Below are 15464 nucleotides of genomic sequence, written 5' to 3'. Positions count from 1 at the left end.
AGGGGAACAAGCAATGATGATGGAACTGTCGGCTTACCGCGATATATTCATAGAAGAGCTGAACGAGCAATTAGAGCGGATCGACCAGTCCCTGCTTGCGCTGGAGCATGCTCCAACCGCTGAGCTGATTCAGACGATCTTCCGCGCAGCCCATACGATCAAGGGCTCTGCCTCCACGATGGGCTTCCGCGAGATGAGCGATCTCACGCATGAGGTGGAGTATGCGCTGGAGTGGGTGCGGGAGAAGAAGCCGGAGATTACCGGTAATCTGATTGATACGCTCTTCCGGGCGCTGGATGCGATGAAGCTGCTGCGCACTCAGTATGTCAGCGGGGAGGGATTTACAGACTGCTCAGCTGTGGTTGCGGAGATCAAGGCGCTGATTAATAAGCCGGCTGAACTTCAGCCGGTACTGCTTCCGGTCTTAAATGCAGCGGAGCTGCTTCAGGCGGAAGAGGCCGTGGCAGCGGGCTACTCGCTGCTGGCTCTGGTAGTCACCTTGAGAGAGGACTGCCAGATGAAGGCAGCCCGGCATTATATCCTCTTGCAGCGTATCGAAGAGGTCTGCGGGCCGGTGATTGCTGCTGCCCTGGCGCCCCCGGCGGCGCCGGGAGCCGATGAAGACGCCCGCTACAGCCAATTTGCTGTAATTGCTGCTTCCCCGCGCGAGCTCCGGCAGGTGTCCGAGCAGCTGGCAGGGGAGACCGATGTCGAGAGCATTGTCATTACACCATTCGTGCCCGCACCTGCTGCCGGGACTGACGTCCAGACCACGGCCGGACCGGTGCCTGCAGAACCTTCGTCCTCTACTCCTGGCAAGGGGAAATCCCATGAGGTACAGTCAACCGTCAGGGTGAGTGTGGAGCGGCTGGACCATCTGATGAATCTGGTGGGGGAGCTGCTGATTGAGCAGACCTCTCTGGCCGATCTGAGCGCTAATGGACAACGTACGGATCCCGCCAAGGTTCTGCCTGATATCGGCTCGATATCGGATCATATGGGCGGGATTATCAAAGAGCTTCAGGAAGGGGTCATGAAGACCCGGATGCTGCCGATGGATCAGCTGTTTAACCGTTTCCCGCGGCTGGTGAGGGATTTGGCCCAGAAGCTGGGTAAGGATATTGAGCTGCAGATTCAGGGAGGCGAGACCGAGCTGGACCGGATGATCATTGAAGAGCTGAGTGATCCGCTAATCCATTTGATCCGTAACAGCGCCGATCACGGAATCGAGAGTCCAGAGGTGCGCGTGCAGCAGGGCAAGGCTCCGAAGGGCAGAATTACGCTTACTTCTTTTCATGAGGAGAATCAGGTCGTGATTCGTCTGGAGGATGACGGACAGGGCATCGATGCCGCCCGGATTACAGCCTCTGCGCTCAGCAAAGGGATCATAACAGAAGAACAGGCAGGGTATTTAACTGCACAGGAAGCCGTTAGTCTCATCTTCGAGCCAGGCTTCTCCACAGCTTCTGAGGTCAGTGAAGTGTCTGGACGGGGCGTGGGGATGGATATTGTCCGCAGTCAGATTGGACGTCTCAACGGAATCATAGATATTCAGACCGAGCCGGGGGCAGGGACTCTGTTTACAATCCGTCTGCCGCTTACGCTGGCTATTATCAAGGGGCTGCTGGTCAAGGTGTCCGGGCGTGTTCTGATTCTACCGATGTATAATGTGGCTGAGATTGTGCGGATCTCCCCCGAAGAGATACAGGTCGTTCAAGGGGAGCAGGCGATTATCAACCACGGGCGGATTGTTCCGCTCTCCTGGCTCAGAGACAAGCTGCATTATCCGCGCACAGAGCGCCGTTCCAAGACGATTCCGCTCGTGATTGTAAGATCTGTTGACCGGATCGCTGCGTTCGCAGTCGATGAGATCATCGGCAACCAGGAGGTGGTCATCAAGTCCCTGGGCGCGTATCTGGGGACGATGAATCATCTGTCCGGGGCAACGATCCTGGGCAACGGCCGGGTCGCTCTGATTCTGGATGCTTCTTATCTCGTTAGCCATTGATTACTTTCCATTATCACAGTATGGTATAGAACCGGCAGCAATGGTGAAAAATATGGAAAGAAACACCGGAAAGGGGTGAAGAGTTGGATATTACAATGGCTTCAGATGAAGTTATCAGTAGGATCAAGCAGCTTCAGTCTGGTGGGGGCAAGATGAACAAGAAGCAGATCAAGCAGCAGGAGCCCGAGCTGATGAGAAGTGCGCTGTATTATTTTCCAAGCTGGGAACACGCCGTGAAGAATGCGGAACTGCTCTAAGGAATAGCAACGCCTAATAACCGGAAAAGCCGCAGAAGCCTGCGACTCTTCCGGTTATTTGTTATTGTAGTGCCACGGTCAGGAGGTCTGTTCTTCAGTTCTCAGAGGCTTCGGGCGGTTGAACTGCAGCTCAAGAGCCTGCTGGTTCAGATGCAGCTCTTCCATATAGGCCTTGATCTTAAGCTGGAGCGCATGCAGCATTTCAGTATGCATATCATCTATACGGTCCTCGTTACAGAACGCTGAACAGGCCAGATAGCCATCTGTATAGGATTTGGTGTCATCCACTACCGTATTCAATTTTTCTTTGTAGATCCGTTTAACCGGTCCGCTCTCCGGCTTGATCTCATAATAGCGGTTCGTTTCCACCAGCAGACGCCAATGGCTAACCTCAAGACCATATTCATCCTTTTCCAGCTGTACGGTCACTTTGAAGATCTTGATAGGACTGTTCATGTTGTTGTTCCATTCTCATTGTAGGATTCAGAGATTATAGCATGTACAGACCGCAATGCCCACTGGAAGATTATATAGATATCGTATAATTTGGCATCATAGCATAAAATTAAACCATTATTGTCCTGAAGCGGCAATACGTTAGCCTACTATAAAGGAGATCTGAAATGAAAAACACCGCTGCACAAGGACATCCGCTCGTTTACTCGCTGGTATGGGGAGTAGTCCTGACTCTGGTTGTATCCGTTGCCTCCGCTGTAGCCACGATTATGGAGTTCGGCGATATGGGGATACGCAGTGCCCAGGCCTGCGCGTTCTTGGTTATGGGCATTATTGTAACCCTTTATATGAAAAGAAAGGATTCTTCGCTCGTCAGCTTCGGCTTCCGAAGGCTTGAGGCCGGCCCGTCCCGGGCGGTGCTGTTCTACATCCCGCTGATCATTATTGCGGTGGCCCAGCCGCTGATGAATGGAATCAACGTTGAACTGGGAGCGCCTGAAATAATCAGTATCGTCATTATGACCCTGCTGGTGGGCTATACCGAGGAAGCCATTTTTAGAGGGGTGATCTGGAATCTTCTGAAATCCAAAGGGCCGGTCTTCTATATTGTGTTCTCCTCCATCTTCTTCGGGGTTCTGCATATGGCCAATGCCTTTGGCGGAAATGATATCATACATACGATTCTCCAGGTTATCAATGCGCTGCTGCTGGGCTGTGTGCTCGCCTTGCTGATGGAGATAGGCCGGAATATTGTTCCGCTGATCGCGTTCCATTTTATCTACGATGCACTGGCCATGGTCAGCAATGAGAATCTGGAGCATGAGGTACTCATCGTCTCCATTCTTAATATTCTGTATCTGCTCTATGGAATTTATCTGCTCATGGTATTCAGCCGCAAGCGCAGAAATCATAGTCTCACCTTGTAGACACACCGGCTAGTCCGGGGAAGGAATTCCTCAGGCTGGCCATTCATTTTCATATGAAATGATAGCGCATACATGAAAATGATCAGCTAACGGGAGCAAATAATCCGTAAACGGAGCAATATTTAGAGATGGGCATTTTATTTGCAATCCTCCTGGAATATCGCAGATTCTGCGGGGATATGCAGGTTTTTGAAAGTTTAAATTTAAGCGTTTCTCAGGTATAATGTAGACATCACCACAGGAACCACAGTATCAAGAGCACCAAGCATTACAAGTGGTACCGCAGGTGATGGTCTCATTCCTAAATTTAGCAATGAATGAAGGAAAGGAGAGAGCCCCGATGTACTAGCGTTAGCGAAGCATGCCGGAATCGGCTGCTGATGAAGAAGGTGGATGATAACATCTTCTGGCAGATCGTGGGTATGCGGGAACCCAAGAAGCAAATCTTTTTTGGAAGAAGAACGAAGCTTATCATTCAAGCAGGAGAAGTCTCTTGCGGAAGAAAGAGCGTGATTCCAATGAAAAAGGTTAGCGAAGCGTACAACTGCGATTCCTCACAGTAGGGAAAACGTCCGTGAAAACGTTTTTCGTGAAATCGTGTACGCGGGAATCCACCCCATATGCAGGACATGGAGCAACACTCCGGACAGGAGCGAACGGGCAACACGGAAGCATGAAGTGAACATGAAATTGAGAACAATCACCATGTCAGGGATATGGCTTTTGTTACTTGGAGGAAATGATTGAATTGAATAGCGTAATCAACACATGAATCCCCGGGCCTTAAGCAATCAGGCAGCGGGGATTTGTGCGTCTGTACATAATGAACGGCAAGCAAAGCCGTTTCCACTCTTTTTCAATCTGTTGTGTCCGCTGCTATGGTATGCTGCCGGTAAGCTAAGGAGCCAGCTTAAATAGATCCCAGTAAAGGCACGATATAGTCACGGAACACATCCGGCGGAGGATTATTCTTCCCGCGCTTGTTATCCTGGGTCAGCACAGTGACAAGCTGAAGCTCCGGCACTACATATATGAATTGTCCGGCATACCCGCGGGCGTAATAGTAGTCCACCAGACTGGATTCTCCGGTTGCTGAGCTGCAGGACAGGGCATCTGTCCACCAATGCCAGCCGTATCCGCCGTGGCGGGGAGGCTCCGTGTGCATGACTGGCTGTACCGAATGTACAGCCCAACTGCCGGAGATAATCTGCGAATCCTTCCATATCCCCTGCTGCAAATAGAGCTGTCCGAAGTTCAGCAGGTCTACAGGCCGCAGCTTCAGACCGAAGCCGCCGGTATGGATGCCCTGGGGGTCCGATTCCCAGTCATAGTCCCGGATGCCGAGCGGTCCGAAGAGAACCTGTTCGGCATAGCTGGCTGTGCTCTGTCCTGTGGCTTGTACCAGAATCGAAGACAGTAACTGCGAGATTCCCGAATTGTATTCCATCCGGGTGCCCGGTTCATCTGCGAGCGGCTGCTCCAGCACATAATTCACCCAATGGGGGGAACGTGTCATCTTCGGGAAGGAATTGGCTCCGCCGAATTCCTTCCAGCGGAAGCCTGCGGACATAGTCAGCAGCTGTTCGAGCGTAATGTTCGGCTTCCGTGCGTCCTTATCGCGCAGGACTTGCGGGAAGAAGCTGCTGAGCGGAGCCGAAGGGCCGGGCAGCAGCCCCTGGTCCATGGCGATGCAGATCAGCGCAGAGAGGATGCTCTTGGTGCAGGAGTTGATCTTCGCCAGCTCCGAGGCCGTGCGCTGATCTCTATAATGCTCGAAGATCAGCCTGCCTTGCTGCTGAATCAGACAGCTCCGCAGATTCAGCGGCGCAAGCGCGGCTGATAGGGTGGACAGGTTCATTGGGATTTTCCTTTCTATATATACAACTATCACTTGAATGTCTGTATACTCGCTTGATGAATTCCCCTGTATTATCTCAATCTGACGCCGGGAAGTCCAATTTGTTTATACACATTTATTACCAGCCGGGGCTTCCTCTAGTCAGTTATTATAAGATTAGTTGGCAATATATTAACTGTTTCGGAGGGATTTTATGATTCAGGATCATGAACTGCAGATTCGCCCAATAGCTGAAGGGGATCTGCCCAGGCTGTGGGAGCTTGTCTATAAAGAGGAAGCGCCAGAATGGAAAAAATGGGATGCGCCGTATTTTGAACATAAGTGTATCTCCTGGGAAGAGTATTACGGGAAGCGAGCCGAAATTATTGGCTGTGTGAACAATTGGGTAATAGAAGTAGAGGGCGGAATATACTATGATTCTATCCGAATGGGGCTGCTTAGAGAGGAGTGGGAGGATACGTTGAGAGAGTAAATATGAATGTTTGTGAAAAAAGACACAAATTCGTGAAAATTATCACGTTGTATTCATAAAATTTTAATATATAATAAAGTTAACTTAAAGAAACAGGGGGAATTAAAATGAAATTATTTAAAGTATTAGTAGTAGCAGGGGTATCGGTAGCTTTGTTGTCGGGTTGTGGATCGGATAAAAACAATGCAGACAAAGGGGCAGCAGCGACAACTGCACCAGCAACAGAACAGGCAGATGCAGTTACCTCCGCTTCAATCGTGAACCAGGCAGATGCTTTCATTAGTGCAGTGAGCGACAAAGGAACCTGGATCGTTGCTGTTCTGAACGACCTGACAGTGGATAAGGATGTAGTGGTAGCAGGCCAGTTCCATGACAAGAACGATGCCAGCAAGGAGATTTACCGCAAGCTTGCCCTGTACGCACAGGATGCAGACCACAAAGTTACAGCTACTTACACCCTTACAGCACCAAAAGTAACTGTACAGAGCGAGAACTTCCGCGTTCAAGGCGGTACGATCAAGGGTGATGTATATGTAGAAGCTAACGGCTTCAACCTCTACAAGGATGCTACAATCGACGGCAACCTGTACTTCTCCAGCGAAGACGTGAAGGCAACGGCTGTGCTTGAAGGTAAAGTTACCGGAGCTACTGAAGTAAAATAAAATAAGTATATTGGAATCCATTCAATTACTATAATGAAATACAGCCTGTAGACAGGGTCCCGTAGGGGCTTGCGCTACAGGCTTTTTATATGTTATGGGGGGATTTTGTAATCTGGACCGAAATCATCTATAGTTAAATGGAAGCTGTTGTAAGCGCAAACAATCGGGACGGGAGATGCTCTCATGAAAACTACACGGAGATGGGGGATGGCTGCGGGAGTGATTCTGGCTTCTGTAGCGGTACTCTATTTATTGTTATATATGTATGAAAGACCCGGCGGGTGGTCGGACCAGCGGATGTCCCGCTCATTGGGAATGAATCAGTCGCTCCAGATTCCCCTGGGCTCAAGTCCGGAGGAGGCCGTGCGGTTATTCCGTGAGTCTGATTCCATGACGGTGGTACATGAGGAGACTGTTGGCAGGGGGAAGCTTGTTTTTCTGACCCGTTCGGGCGATCAGGACCGCAGCAATCTTCAAGTCGAATATGTCCGCAAAACCTGGATCGGCTGGAAGTGGGTCTGGGGGGCGGGCTACGGGATGGACGGAGACCCTACCGTGTCGGCAATGAATTATATGAGGCTGCCTGAACTGGAGCAAATCTCCACTCCGTTTCCTATGGTGTTCGGTGAGGTGCTGGACCCGTCCATTCAGCAGATTATCGTTCAGCAAAAGCAGACCGGGACTGATAAGTCCGAGGCAAAGCTGATTCAGACGGCGCAGGGACGGACAATTTGGTTTGCTTTTCAAGCGGTGACGGCGGGCGTTCCGTTCGAAATCGAAGGGCTGGATCAGGCCGGGAAGATTATTGCTACCAAGGTTATTACAGATGTCCGGGGCAGCGGGACAATGGATTCAAGCAAGTGAACCATTCATGTATAGGATTGGCGTAGAGTGATTAGTCCTGGTATTTATGATAGGGAAGAATGACGAAGACTCCGGATCTGCATTTATGCGGACTGCCGGAGTTTTTGTCTGTAAAAATCTTTATCGGCAGATGTGACAAAAATAAATGACAAAAATATAATTCGAATCATTTTCCAGTGTTTTAGCGCATATTTCATCGGGTGATATAAGATTTTGGTATAAAAAACCACCATTTTGTCGAAAATGTTCAGATTTTGTTCACATGCCCTTATTAACATGATTGGAGGCACAACTCTGTGTGCCAGGATAGCTTAGGTCCGGGAACTGGCGCCCGTTGAATGCAGGGATTGAACGTCAGTTTTCTCCCCTTGAGCAGTCTGACAGACTGTCAGCAGTTCTTACATGGCAAGCCAAAGGAGGGATTCAGAGAGCGATCTTGGAGTGCTGGTTGTGAAGAGAACAGCACTGTTGTTGACGGAAGATAGCATAGCTTGCATATGGATTCAGAAATTTGCAGATTTCGAATGGCCAGACTTGTATTTCTATTACAAAGAGTTCTGTTTGGTACTCGAGATGGTGATTTACCAAAAGGAACCGTCTGCCTTTTAGCTCCTCGAGTTGTAGACAAGGACTATAGAAGGGGCGGAAAGTTAACAATGGAATCTCATGCAAAACGAAAAGGCTGGTGGAGCAGGCCGGCAAAAGCCTTGCTGTCGCTGACACTGGTGGCCAGCGGTTTCTCGGCGGCAGGTGCACCGTCGAAGGCAGAAGCGGCCAGCGGTACTCCGGGCGGAGGTATTCAGGCGCCGGTATTATGGCTGAAGGCGGATGATGGGGCGTCGGCTGCAAATGGAGGATTGACAGGCTGGCAGGATCGTTCTCCTAACCCTGTGGCGTTCACGCTCGACCTTCCTAATGGGGCAAAAGTACCGCAGTACAATGAAAGCGGAGTGAATTTTAATCCGAGTGTGAAGTTTGCGAATCCGGCGAACTGGTCCCATTATAATTCATCGGCGAAATTACTCGGTGATAAAAATATAACATTCCAGTCCGGATATGCCGTTTACAAATGGCCTGAAGCGGGAAGTGCAGGCACTCTCGTAGGCAGTTCCGATCTTAAACCTTCCAACGGAGTTATCGTTATGGGTGGATATGGATCAGATATTAGTAACGGTCCTGGTAGAGAAAAGGTATATAGCTACGCTAGTTCCAATATACGGGATCGTTACCAGCTTATTAATTACGAAATAGGAGAAACAGCTCATACTGCCAGTATTGATGGTCAGAACAAAAATGTGAGATTTCAATCGACAACTTTTACTCCATTCACGTTCATGCCTGTGATCGGAGCTACGAATGCACCCAATAGTAATAACTGGACAGGTCTGCAGGCGGAAGTAGCGGAAATTATTTTGTATGACACCATCACAAGTGCTGATGCAGCGAAGATTGAGACATATCTGGCTGTAAAATATGGCATCACCTTAAACCATGATTATATTGGTACAGATGGTACACTGCTGTGGAGTAAGACGGCCAATGCGGCATACCATCACAATGTGGCGGGCCTCGGCAGAGATAATCTGGAGGACTTGAACCAGAAGCAAAGCCGAAGCATTAATAAAGACACACAAGTCGCAATCGGTCTGGGCGGACTTGCTGAAGCAAACAGCGGAAATACGGCAGCGCTTGCCAACGGGCAATACCTGCTCTGGGGAGATAACGGTGAGCCGCTTAAGTTCACGCAGCAGCGTGGATCGACAGATTGGTATCAGGCCGAACGGATCTGGAAGGTTCAGAATAATGGGATTGTAGGAGAGGTGGAAATCGCCATTCCTGCATCGGCTGCCCCGGGAGCCGTAAAGCTGCTGGTGAGTGATACGGACACGGACTTCGCTCATGCCACTGAGTATGAGCTCAGTTCAATCACACTTGCCAATACAGCTCACTATGCTGCGAAGGTGACGCTCAAGGATGGACAATACTTCACTTTTGCGGCAGAGGCTCCTGAGCTTCAGTATTCTCTGCTGGAACAAATTGCGGAGGATGGGCATGAGATCGTGCTGGCCTTCGACCAGGAGATGACCACGGCGAATCTGGCAGGCTTCAGTGTTCAGATTGGAGGCACAGCCGTGCCTATAGGCAGTCTCCCCTACAGAGTGGACCCTGCCGATTCCAAGAAGCTGATTTTGACGCTGCCTGAGGGAACGGACGTTAAAGGGAAAACGGTTACTGTAGCCTATGATGGCACGGGTTCGCTCAAGAGCACTTACGGAGCCCCTGCTAAGCCGTTTTCGGTGAGTCCAAGGGATCAATTCATTGATTCACTTAAGATCACCCAGCCTGCGGGAAGTCCGGTCAATGTACCTAAACCTGAGATTACAGGAGAGGCTGAAGAGGGTTCTGCCGTAGCAATTGTAATCAGGGATAAAGATGGACAGATCGTAACTGGCGCAGGCGGAAATGCTGTCGTTGAAGCGGACGGGACATGGTCGTTCACCCCGGGCAGCGACTTACACGATGGGGAGTACACCATTGAGGCGACAGCAACCAAAGGTGTGAAATCTGCAGTTGCCACCAAGGGGATTACGGTTAATCTTCCGGTGCCCGGAATTGAGATCACAGCTCCAGGCGGGGAGACGGTAACCGATCCCAAGCCGGAGTTCCAGGGAACGACAGATCCTGGAGCTACAGTAACGGCAGTCATCAAAGATGAGGACGGTCAAACCATCGGAACTCCCGCAGTTACTGTGAATGCGGATGGCACATGGAGCTTTAAGCCGGAAGCGGCACTGCCGTATGGCAAATACACGGTAGAAGTGACTTCGGCCAAAAATGGAAAAACCAACTTGGCCTCCAAAACGATTACAGTAGTAGACAAGAGCAAGCTGCAAGCGGAAGTGGATTTGTCTTCCACGCTGGACGAGGAAGACTACACACCTGGAAGCTGGACGGGCTACGCGTCCAAGCTGACCACCGCGCAAGCGGTGCTGGGTAACGCCACGGCCACGCAGGCCGAAGTGGACACAGCATTGGCAGAACTGACCGCAGCGCGTGAAGCACTGGTGCTGAAACCAGTGGTAGACAAGAGTAAGCTGCAAGCGGAAGTGGATCTGTCTTCCACATTGGAAGATGAAGATTACACACCTGGAAGCTGGACGAGTTATGAGTCCAAGCTGACCACTGCGCAGGCAGTGCTGGGTAGTGCGACGGCTACACAAGCCGAAGTGGACACGGCACTGGCGGAGCTAACGGCAGCGCGTGAAGCACTGGTGCTGAAGCCAGTGGTGGACAAGAGCAAGCTGCAAGCGGAAGTGGATTTGTCTTCCACGCTGGACGAGGAAGACTACACAACGGGAAGCTGGACGAGTTATGAGTCCAAGCTGACCACCGCGCAGGCAGTGCTGGGTAGTGCGACGGCCACACAAACCGAAGTGGACACCGCACTGGCGGAGCTGACTGCAGCGCGCGAAGCGCTGGTGCTGAAACCAGACAAGAGCAAGCTGCAAGCGGAAGTGGATCTGTCTTCCACGTTGGACGAGGAATACTACACACCGGGAAGCTGGACGGGTTATGCGTCCAAGCTGAACACCGCGCAAGCGGTGCTTGCGAGTGCCACGGCTACGCAGGCAGAAGTGGACACGGCGCTGGCGGAGCTGACCGCAGCGCGTGAAGCGCTGGTGCTGAAACCAGACAAGAGCAAGCTACAAGCGGAAGTGGATTTGTCTTCCACATTGGAAGAGGGAGACTACACACCTGGAAGCTGGACGGACTACGCGTCCAAGTTGACTACCGCGCAGGCGGTGCTGGGCAACGCCACAGCCACGCAGGCCGAAGTGGACGCGGCGCTGGCGGAGCTGACCGCAGCGCGTGAAGCACTGGTGCTGAAGCCAGTGGTGGACAAGAGCAAGCTGCAAGCGGAAGTGGATCTGTCTTCCACGCTGGACGAGGAAGACTACACACCGGGAAGCTGGACGGATTACGCGTCCAAGCTGACTACCGCGCAAGCTGTGCTGGGCAGTGCGACGGCTACGCAGGCCGAAGTGGACACAGCACTGGCGGATCTAACCGCAGCGCGTGAAGCACTGGATCTGAAGCCAGTGGTGGATAAGAGCAAGCTGCAAGCGGAAGTGGATTTGTCTTCCACGCTGGAAGAGGAAGACTACACAACTGGAAGCTGGACGGATTATGCGTCCAAGCTGACTACCGCGCAGGCGGTGCTGGGCAGTGCGACGGCTACGCAGGCCGAAGTGGACACAGCACTGGCGGAGCTGACTGCAGCGCGTGAAGCGCTGGTGCTGAAACCAGTGGTGGATAAGAGTAAGCTGCAAGCGGAAGTGGATCTGTCTTCCACGCTGGACGAGGAAGACTACACACCTGGAAGCTGGACAGACTACGTGTCCAAGCTGACTAACGCGCAGGCGGTGCTGGGCAGTGCGACGGCTACGCAAGCCGAAGTGGACACAGCACTGGCGGAGCTGACTGCAGCGCGTGAAGCGCTGGTGCTGAAACCAGTGGTGGATAAGAGTAAGCTGCAAGCGGAAGTGGATCTGTCTTCCACGCTGGACGAGGAAGACTACACACCTGGAAGCTGGACAGACTACGTGTCCAAGCTGACTAACGCGCAGGCGGTGCTGGGCAGTGCGACGGCTACGCAAGCCGAAGTGGACACGGCACTGGCGGAGCTGACCGCAGCGCGTGAAGCACTGGTACTGAAGCCAGTGGTGGACAAGAGCAAGCTGCAAGCGGAAGTGGACTTGTCTTCCACGCTGGACGAGGAAGACTACACACCTGGAAGCTGGACAGACTACGCGTCCAAGCTGACGACTGCGCAAGCGGTGCTTACGAGTTCCACGGCTACACAAGCCGAAGTGGACGCAGCACTGGCGGAGCTGACCGCAGCGCGTGAAGCACTGGTACTGAAACCAGTGGTGCCAGTAGTGGACAAGAGCAAGCTGCAAGCGGAAGTGGATCTGTCTTCCACATTGCATGAGGAAGACTACACCCCGGGAAGCTGGACAGATTATGCGTCCAAGCTGACTACCGCGCAGGCGGTGCTGGCGAGCGACACTGCCACGCAGGCAGAGGTGGACACGTCACTGGCAGAGCTAACTGCAGCGCGTGAAGCGCTGGTGCTGAAACCAGTGGTGGACAAGAGCAAGCTGCAAGCGGAAGTGGATTTGTCTTCCACGCTAGACAAGGAAGACTACACACCGGGAAGCTGGACGGGATACGCGTCCAAGCTGACCACTGCGCAAGCGGTGCTGGGCAGTGCGACGGCTACGCAAGCCGAAGTGGACACAGCACTGGCGGAGCTAACGGCAGCGCGTGAAGCACTGGTGCTGAAGCCAGTGGTGGACAAGAGCAAGCTGCAAGCGGAAGTGGATTTGTCTTCCACATTGGAAGAGGAAGACTACACCACTGGAAGCTGGACGAGTTATGAGTCCAAGCTGACTACCGCGCAGGCAGTACTGGGCAGTCCGACGGCTACGCAAGCCGAAGTGGACACAGCACTGACGGAGCTGACCGCAGCGCGTGAAGCGCTGGTGCTGAAGCCAGTGGTGCCGGTGGTGGACAAGAGCAAGCTGCAAGCAGAAGTGGACTTGTCCGCTATTCTGGACAAGGAGACCTACACGCCAGCAAGCTGGACGAGCTACGAGTCCATGCTGACCGACGCGCAAGCAGTGCTTGCGAGCGCCACGGCCACGCAGGCCGAAGTGGATACAGCACTGGAAGCATTGCAGGGGGCTTACCGGGCATTGGTTCCGAAGAGCGGTCTGGCAAGCATTGCGCCATCTGCTGGTGTGATTCAACCCAATGTGACGGCGAGCGTGTACGAATACAGTCTTAATGTGGAATACAATGTCTTCGAGCTTCAACTGACATTGGCAGCCGCTCATCCGGACGCGGCCATTACGGTTAACGGCCAGGCTGCCGGGACGGGGCAAGCAAGTGCTGCGGTGACACTGAATGTAGGCGATAATACCGTAACCATTGTAGTTCGGGAAACGGACGGCAGCGAAAAAACGTACACGGTTACCGTGAGACGCCAATCCGCGCCTTTTGAGCCTAATGAGCCTTCCCAGACGCCTTATGTTCCTTCTAATACGCCTACACCGGCCCTACCGGTAATAGAGAGAATAACAGTAGATGTTGAGGCCATAGGCTATGGAATTGTTGCCAAAACAGAAATTGAAAGAACGACAAACAACGATGGCAGCAAGAGCGATAAAGTGACGTTTACAACGGCCAAAGCACTTGAAGCGGTTGAAAAGACCCTGGCTGCGCATTCGCCAAGCGTACGTATTGTTATTCCGGACAAACAGGATGTCGTAAAAGATGTCCGTGTGGAGCTGCCGGATGCGGCAGTGAAGGCTGTACAAGACGCTGGCCTAAACCTGGAAATCTATACGGACAACGGCATGGTTACCATTCCGAATGCCTCGCTCAGCGGCCTGAATCCGAATCTGTATTTCCACCTCGTTCCTGTCAAACAGGAAAGCGAGCGCAAGCAGGTAGAAGAACGGGCCAGAACAGAGGAGATTGTCCGGAAGGCACTGAACAACGGCAACGTCTACGTGGTGGATCGTCCAATTACGATTGAGACCAATATGACCAGCCGCCCGGTAACAATCACCCTCCCGCTCGACAGCAGTCATGTACCGGCAGAGGCAAGTGCAAGGGAAGCTTATCTGTCGAAGCTGGCTGTGTTCATTGAGCACAGTGACGGAGAACGGGAATTGGTGAAGCCCGCAATTGTAACGTATGGAGACAACAAGCTGGGCCTGACCTTCACCATCGGGAAGTTCAGCACCTTCACCATTCTTAATCTGGATAACGGGGGTGCCGAAAGCCACCAAGCTTATATGGTAGGCATGCCGGACGGAACGTTTAAGCCGGAGAACGCGATGACCCGGGCGCAGGTAGCCATGATTCTGTACCGGGTGCTGGAGCTGCAGGGTGCAGGGACAGCCCGTTATTCGGATGTAGCAGGCAGCCACTGGGCCGCAGAAGCTATCCGTCAGGTCACAGCAGCCGGACTTATGAAGGGCATGACCGATGGAAGCTTCAGACCGGAGCAGAGCATTACCAGAGCGGAAATGGCAGTCATCATTGCGCGCTGGAAAGCACTCTCAGGCAAGGGCGAACACGGCTATAGCGACGCCGCCGGACATTGGGCGGAGAAGGCAATTGGCCAAACGAACGAGGCCGGGTATATGGAAGGCATGCTGGATGGCAGCTTCCAGCCTAACAAGGCTTTGACCCGTGCCGAGGGAGTTACTGTATTTAACCGGGTCTTGGAAAGAGGTCCGCTATACGGAGAAACTTCGCAGTTATGGTCCGATGTGCCAGTTATTCACTGGGCGTTCTATCAGATTGAGGAAGCTTCCCGCAAGCACAGCTTCACCAGCCGGCCGGAAGGCGGCGAGACGATGATCAAGCCATAACTAAAAACAGAAGGGCTGTCCAAGTCATGAAAATGACGAGGGCAGCCCTTCTTTAAAAGATAAGAATTGATATGCTTCGCGCTATAATTATCCTTATCTTTCTCGCTGAAACGGTACCGTCCTCTAAAAGGACGGCAAAGCCGTTTCCACTTGTTGGAATGCTTCAACAGGAGATCTTTTTAACGGGCCCCCGCTTAATTTTGCAAATGCCGCCTATACTCATAAGCCGTGATGCCATACACACTTTTGAAATGCCGGTTCAGATGGGTCAGGTCCGTGAAGCCGAATTCAGCAACAGCGGAATAGATATCCCTGTTCTTCTCGATGAATTGCTTGGCATGCTCGACCTTGCAGTTCAGGAAGAATTGATAGGGTGAGCTGCTCCGGGTTAAACAGCATGACCCCATTCCTGTGCGAGGCCTGAAAGCTGCCGTCCAGTGTATATTGCTGAATGCAAGCAGGCGGTTCAGCAGAGCGGATGCGGTAAGGAGCAGTCCGAAGGCGAGTGTGGCT

The 15464-nt window shown here is 52.4% G+C and carries 10 protein-coding genes and 1 pseudogene; 8 read left to right on the top strand and 3 right to left on the bottom strand.

What is annotated here, in order from left to right; all coding sequences use genetic code 11:
• The first annotated feature begins 13 nt into the window (after window positions 1–13).
• Together MKY12_RS18560 and MKY12_RS18555 are read left to right on the top strand one after the other, a co-directional pair.
• A complete protein-coding gene (locus tag MKY12_RS18560) occupies window positions 14–2008 on the top strand; it encodes a chemotaxis protein CheA (protein ID WP_245367972.1) in 1995 nt (664 codons plus the stop codon).
• A gap of 83 nt (window positions 2009–2091) precedes the next feature.
• Window positions 2092–2265: a hypothetical protein gene (locus MKY12_RS18555; RefSeq protein WP_155991697.1), complete on the top strand. Its 174-nt coding sequence runs from the start codon at window positions 2092–2094 to the stop codon at window positions 2263–2265.
• A gap of 78 nt (window positions 2266–2343) precedes the next feature.
• Here MKY12_RS18555 and MKY12_RS18550 read toward each other — a convergent pair whose 3' ends face one another.
• Window positions 2344–2721, bottom strand: a complete 378-nt coding sequence (locus MKY12_RS18550) for a hypothetical protein (RefSeq protein ID WP_339249212.1) — start codon at window positions 2719–2721, stop codon at window positions 2344–2346.
• A 167-nt stretch (window positions 2722–2888) separates the two neighbouring features.
• Between MKY12_RS18550 and MKY12_RS18545 the strand changes: the two genes are divergently transcribed.
• Together MKY12_RS18545 and MKY12_RS18540 are read left to right on the top strand one after the other, a co-directional pair.
• On the top strand, window positions 2889–3647 hold the full coding sequence (locus MKY12_RS18545) for a CPBP family intramembrane glutamic endopeptidase (RefSeq protein ID WP_339249211.1): 759 nt from the start codon (window positions 2889–2891) through the stop codon (window positions 3645–3647).
• Between the two features lie 380 nt (window positions 3648–4027).
• Window positions 4028–4210: a hypothetical protein gene (locus tag MKY12_RS18540; protein WP_076084888.1), complete on the top strand. Its 183-nt coding sequence runs from the start codon at window positions 4028–4030 to the stop codon at window positions 4208–4210.
• A gap of 347 nt (window positions 4211–4557) precedes the next feature.
• Here MKY12_RS18540 and MKY12_RS18535 read toward each other — a convergent pair whose 3' ends face one another.
• Complete coding sequence (locus MKY12_RS18535) at window positions 4558–5505, bottom strand: serine hydrolase (RefSeq protein WP_209869739.1); 948 nt, start codon at window positions 5503–5505, stop codon at window positions 4558–4560.
• Window positions 5506–5698: 193 nt separating this feature from the next.
• Here MKY12_RS18535 and MKY12_RS18530 point away from each other — a divergent pair, with 193 nt between their 5' ends.
• The 4 genes from MKY12_RS18530 to MKY12_RS18515 all read left to right on the top strand — a co-directional run bounded on the left by MKY12_RS18530 (window position 5699) and on the right by MKY12_RS18515 (window position 14951).
• Window positions 5699–5977: a hypothetical protein gene (locus tag MKY12_RS18530; RefSeq protein ID WP_339249209.1), complete on the top strand. Its 279-nt coding sequence runs from the start codon at window positions 5699–5701 to the stop codon at window positions 5975–5977.
• A gap of 107 nt (window positions 5978–6084) precedes the next feature.
• Window positions 6085–6639, top strand: a complete 555-nt coding sequence (locus MKY12_RS18525) for a hypothetical protein (RefSeq protein WP_339249208.1) — start codon at window positions 6085–6087, stop codon at window positions 6637–6639.
• A gap of 183 nt (window positions 6640–6822) precedes the next feature.
• Window positions 6823–7503: a hypothetical protein gene (locus MKY12_RS18520; RefSeq protein WP_339249207.1), complete on the top strand. Its 681-nt coding sequence runs from the start codon at window positions 6823–6825 to the stop codon at window positions 7501–7503.
• Between the two features lie 656 nt (window positions 7504–8159).
• Window positions 8160–14951: an S-layer homology domain-containing protein gene (locus tag MKY12_RS18515; protein WP_339310286.1), complete on the top strand. Its 6792-nt coding sequence runs from the start codon at window positions 8160–8162 to the stop codon at window positions 14949–14951.
• Window positions 14952–15145: 194 nt separating this feature from the next.
• Here MKY12_RS18515 and MKY12_RS18510 read toward each other — a convergent pair.
• A pseudogene (locus MKY12_RS18510) lies at window positions 15146–15328 on the bottom strand (helix-turn-helix domain-containing protein); the annotation flags it as partial.
• Window positions 15329–15464: the final 136 nt, after the last annotated feature.

It is taken from the genome of Paenibacillus sp. FSL M7-0896 (assembly GCF_037975415.1).
Classification (GTDB): Bacteria; Bacillota; Bacilli; order Paenibacillales; family Paenibacillaceae; genus Paenibacillus_AQ; species Paenibacillus_AQ silagei.
Note: the sequence above shows the minus strand (reverse complement) of the source record. Positions and strands in the feature narration are given on the sequence as shown.